This is a genomic window from Pseudomonas sp. 2VD, assembly GCF_005503585.1.
Lineage (GTDB): Bacteria > Pseudomonadota > Gammaproteobacteria > Pseudomonadales > Pseudomonadaceae > Pseudomonas > Pseudomonas aeruginosa.
This window is the reverse complement of record NZ_SCND01000501.1, coordinates 1-3458: the sequence shown is the minus strand read 5'-3', so window position 1 is coordinate 3458 and position 3458 is coordinate 1. Positions and strand designations below refer to the sequence as shown.

The window sequence follows — 3458 nt, the reverse complement described above, 5'->3', positions numbered from 1 at the left end:
GGTCACCGAGGCCCGGGCCAAGGTCGGCAGCGTGCAGCTGAACGCCGACCAACTGGACGACGAGCAGGCCGTGCAGCGCTTCCAGAAGGCCCAGGGCGAACTGAGCTCGGCGCTTTCGCGCCTGCTGGTAGTCACCGAGAACTACCCGCAACTGAAGGCCGACGGCCTGTTCAAGGACCTGCTGACCCAACTGGAAGGCACCGAGAACCGCATCGCCGTCGCTCGCGGCCGCTACGTCAAGTCGGTACAGGAATACAACGTGCTGCTGCGCCAGTTCCCCGGCGTGATCACCGCCAAGCTGTTCGGCTACAAGCCCAAGGCGAACTTCAGCGTGGAAAACGAAGCGGCCATCTCCACCGCGCCGAAAGTCGATTTCGGCAACCCGCAACCGGCGCAGTAAGCTATGCGCCGGCTGCTACTGGGCGCCGGGCTGCTGCTCGCCAGCCTGGTCGCCTGGGCCGATGTGCCACCGATACCCGCGCTGACGGCGCGGGTCACCGACCTCACCGCGACCCTTTCCGGCGACCAGCGCCAGCACCTGGAGCAACAGCTCGCCGCCCTGGAAGCCAAGAGCGGCGCGCAGCTCGCTGTGCTGCTGGTCCCGACCACCGGCGACGATTCCATCGAGGAGTACGCGGTGCGTACCTTCGAGAAATGGAAGCTGGGCCAGAAGAAGGTCGACGACGGCGTCCTGCTGCTGGTGGCGAAGAACGACCGCACCCTGCGCATCGAGGTCGGCTACGGCCTGGAAGGGGCCATCACCGACGTCCAGGCCGGGCGGATCATCAGCGAGCAGATCACGCCGCAGTTCCGCCAGGGCAACTTCTATGGCGGCATCCAGGCCGGCGTGGACAGCCTGGTGCAACTGATCGATGCCGAGAAGAGCCCGGACAGCGCTACCGCCAGCGCTCCCGTCGACGCCTTGCCGGCGGTTCCCGAGGCCACGCCGCCGCGGGCCCTGCCGGCACCGGTCGACGAGGGTGAGGTGTATGACAGCGCCCCGCCGGAGCCGAAGAAGAAGAGCGGCCTGAGCGGACAGCTCTGGGGCAATCCGGTCTACCTCGGTGTCTATGTGGCGGTCCTGCTCGCCGTGGCCCTGCTCGGACGCCTGCTGCCGTTGCAGTGGATGCGGCGGCGCAGCATCGGCCGCTTCCTGCTTTGCAGCGCGGCGGTCGCCGGCCTGGCCTGGCTGTTGAGCATGGGCCTGTGGCAGAACGTCGACCGCGCGGCGGACGACAGTCTCGGCGTACTGGCCCCGACCCTGTTCATCTACGCCCTGTTCCTGCTTCCCGGCGAAGTGCTGATGGCCATTCTCAGCGCCATCCTCAATAGTCGCGGCGGCGGTGGGGGAGGCGGCAGCGGCGGTGGCGGCATCTTCCGCGGTGGCGGCGGCTCCAGCGGCGGCGGCGGCGCCTCCGGACGCTGGTGACGAAAAGCCCGAGGCCTGTGCCTCGGGCTTTTTTCATCGGTCGGCGACGGTTCTCGCCGATGCCGGAAGTCTTCGCGCAACGGGCGACGCCAGCCTTTCCCCGGCGTTATCCGGCAAACGACAGGGTAACTCGCCTCGTCAGGCGTATACCCAGAGCACCCTGACCGGCGCCTGGCTGCGGTTGGCATAGCGGCTGCGCATATGGCTGGGAATCTGGAAACCGTCGCCGGCCTGCAGGCGCAGCTCCTCCTCCTCCAGCCACAGGGTCAGCTCGCCTTCGAGCACGTAGCCGCCCTGCTCCGAGCTGTCCAGCAGGTCGCGCTCGCCGCTGTCGGCACCCGCTTCAAGGCAGGTTTCGAGCATGAAGAAGGCACCGCCAAGACGCGGCGACACCAGGTTGTCGCTGGCGCCACGAGCGTAGGCCAGGGTCCGACGCTCGCCCGGACGGGTCACCCAGGGCGAGGCCTGGGTCTTCGGCGAGCAGAAGAAGTAGGTCGCCGGCACCCCGAGCACCTGGCTGATGGCGACCAGGTCGTCCACCGCCGGCCGCGACAGGCCGCGCTCGACCTGGGAGACGAAGCCCACCGAACGGCGAATGCCGTCGGCCAGCGCCTGCAGGGTGATGCCCTTGCGCTTGCGCAATTCGCGCACCAGGCTGGCGATCTCCGCCAGGTCGTCGGCTACTTCGCTCATCTCGGCTCCGGGCCCTCTCAGAACAGGTCGCGCAAACGGTAATACGCTTTGCCCAGGGCTTCCAGCGGCGCGGCGAAGCGCTGGCCACCGGGAAACTTCGGATTGCGCAGACGCTGGTAGAGCGCCAGGGTCTCGTCGTCGCCGAGCAGCGCGTCGCTGACCGCCCTGGCCGCCGCCAGACTCGGCAGCACGCCGTGGCCGGAGTAGCCTTGCAGCCAGTAGCGGTTGCCCTGCCGGCCGATGTCCGGGGTGCGCCGCATGCTGCAGTCGATATGCCCGCCCCAGGCGTATTCCAGCGCCACCCCGCGCAACTGCGGGAACACCCGTTCGAGATAGGGCCGGGTGGCGGCGCGGATGTCGCTGGGCATGCCGCCCAGGTAGGTGCAGCCGCCGCCGAACAGCAGGCGGTGGTCCGGGGTCAGGCGGAAGTAGTCGAGGACGAACTGGTTGTCGGTCACGCAGCAGTTGCGCGGCAGCAACGACTTCGCCCGTTCCTCGCCGAGCGGCTCAGTGGCGACCTGATAGGTGCCCACCGGCAGCATCCGTTGCGACAGCTCGCTGTCCAGCCCGTCGATGTAGGCGTTGCAGGCCAGCACCAGCGCCGCGCAGCGGATCTCGCCGTGCTCGGTACGGACCCGGTAGCCGTCGCCCTCCTCGCGATAGTTCAGGGCCCGGGTCCGCTCGTGGATACGCCCGCCGGCGCGCTCGATGGCGGCGGCCAGGCCGAACGCCAGCTTGAGCGGATTCAGGTGTGCGGCGTGGGGATCGTAGAGACCGGCAAGGTAGCGCTCGCTGGCGATCCATTCGGGCAACTCGTCCTTCGCCACGAAGCGTAGCCCCTCGTAGCCCCAGCGACGGTTGGCCTCGGCCTGCCAGTCGTAGAGCAGGCCGACCCGGCGCGGCAGGATCGCCGTCCATAGGTGGCCGACCCGGTAGTCGCAGTCGAAGCCATGTCGCTGCGGCAACTCGCGCATCTCGCCGGCCGCCCAGAGCATGCCGTCCCAGAGACGGCGTGCGCCTTCGTAGCCGAGGTCGGCCTCCAGCGGCGGCAGGTCGCTGGACCAGCCGGGCAGCGCCTGCCCGCCGTTGCGCCCGGAGGCCGCCCAGGCGATCCGGCTGGCTTCGATGACGCATACCTGGCGTCCGCCTTCGACCAGCCGCAGCGCCGTGTGCAAGCCGCTGAAACCGGCGCCGACCACCAGCACCTCGCAGTCGAGGTCGCCCTCCAGGGACTGGCGCGGCTGGATCAGTTCGGGATTGACGGCGGCGTAGTAAGTGCCGACATGCTCGTTGGATTGCAGGAACATCGCGACCTCCGTGAAATTATATTGGTTGT

4 protein-coding genes are annotated in these 3458 nt (G+C 68.7%); 2 read left to right on the top strand and 2 right to left on the bottom strand.

What is annotated here, in order from left to right; translation table 11 throughout:
• Together FFS27_RS30580 and FFS27_RS30575 are read left to right on the top strand one after the other, a co-directional pair.
• On the top strand, nt 1-400 hold a 400-nt coding region (locus FFS27_RS30580), incomplete at its 5' end, for a LemA family protein (protein ID WP_137952442.1).
• A 3-nt stretch (nt 401-403) separates the two neighbouring features.
• Entirely contained in the window at nt 404-1429 is a 1026-nt protein-coding gene (locus FFS27_RS30575) for a TPM domain-containing protein (RefSeq protein WP_003137325.1), read from the top strand.
• Nucleotides 1430-1567: 138 nt separating this feature from the next.
• On the opposite strand, the gene FFS27_RS30570 is transcribed toward FFS27_RS30575, so the two are convergent.
• Together FFS27_RS30570 and FFS27_RS30565 are read right to left on the bottom strand one after the other, a co-directional pair.
• Nucleotides 1568-2122: a helix-turn-helix domain-containing protein gene (locus FFS27_RS30570; protein ID WP_021263079.1), complete on the bottom strand. Its 555-nt coding sequence runs from the start codon at nt 2120-2122 to the stop codon at nt 1568-1570.
• 17 nt (nt 2123-2139) lie between these two features.
• Complete coding sequence (locus FFS27_RS30565) at nt 2140-3429, bottom strand: NAD(P)/FAD-dependent oxidoreductase (RefSeq protein ID WP_021263080.1); 1290 nt, start codon at nt 3427-3429, stop codon at nt 2140-2142.
• Nucleotides 3430-3458: the final 29 nt, after the last annotated feature.

Excerpts from the sequence above, each read along its gene's own strand:
- FFS27_RS30575 (WP_003137325.1), top strand. The coding sequence starts at position 404 with ATGCGCCGGCTGCTACTGGGCGCCGGGCTGCTGCTCGCCAGCCTGGTC.
- FFS27_RS30570 (WP_021263079.1), bottom strand. The coding sequence starts at position 2,122 with ATGAGCGAAGTAGCCGACGACCTGGCGGAGATCGCCAGCCTGGTGCGC.
- FFS27_RS30565 (WP_021263080.1), bottom strand. The coding sequence starts at position 3,429 with ATGTTCCTGCAATCCAACGAGCATGTCGGCACTTACTACGCCGCCGTC.